This window comes from Oleiphilus sp. HI0132, from assembly GCF_001635845.1.
Map to the genome: position 1 here is coordinate 1 of NZ_LWGJ01000086.1, position 1022 is coordinate 1022.

Sequence of the window (1022 nt, forward strand, 5' to 3'; positions counted from 1 at the left end):
AGGCGAATCTACAGCTTTAGTTTCGGCAACTTCAGCTTTATCAGAGCTTTTATTTTCCTTGCTTTCAGTTGCAGCAGGTGCAGGGCTAGCGTTGCTACTCGCTTGAGGCAATGAACTCTTCTCTTCTACCTTAGGTTTTGAGACTTCTGCTTTAGGCTCAGTTGTAGCGACAGGCTTAGTTGTTTCCTTAAGGCTTTCGCTTGCTGTGCTAACTGCACCCTTGGTGTCAGTTTCAGCATTCTTCGTAGGAGCTTTGCTACGGCGCTCGCCACGGTTTTCTGAACGTCTACGGTTAGAAGAGCGAGTAGTGGATTTATTTTCGCTGCTTTTAGCTTCAGGCTTTGTGGTATTGGCTTCTACACTGTCGTCCGCTTTTGCTAAGGTATTGTTTACCACGGGCGCTTCTTCAGGGCGTTGTTTATCCTCATATTTCTTGGCAGGACGGTTACCGCTACGATTTCTGCGCTGCGAACCTTCTTTGTTCTGAGTGCGTGAATCGTTTTGCTTCTGGTCGCGAGTGTTCTCAGAATTTGATCTGTTGCCGCGATTATCATTGCTACGACGCGAGTCATTGTTTTGATTGCGTCGGTTACGTTGGTTGCCGCGATCATCTCTGCGATTTTCATCGCGTTGATTTCGATTTTGGCCAGACTTATTACGGTTGCGGTTGTTGCCTGAAGCGTTATCGCCAGACTGAGAGTCTCGTTGCTTGTTTCTATTCTTCTGGTTACTGCGGTTGCCTTGAGTGCTGCGCTGCTGCTTTCTAGCAGGTGCTTCATTAGCAACAGAGGAGGCTTTCTCTTCTGCGCTGAACATTGCCGATAGCTTGGATTTCAAACGCTTCATTAGGCCAGTTTCTTCGCTTTGCTCAGCTTGCTTTTGAGGTGCAGCTTCAGTTGCAGGCGCTGAAACTTGAGGTGCAGGGCTAGCATGTGAAATAGATTTAACCGCAGCTTCTTCGCGCACGACTTCTTTTGCTGCGGCTGTTGGAACTGCTTGTTCCTCTGGCTGTGTTGTTTCTA

General features: G+C 48.0%; 1 pseudogene. It reads right to left on the reverse strand.

Features of this window, described 5'->3' with window-relative positions:
- A pseudogene (locus A3766_RS30065) lies at positions 1-1022 on the reverse strand (hypothetical protein); the annotation flags it as partial.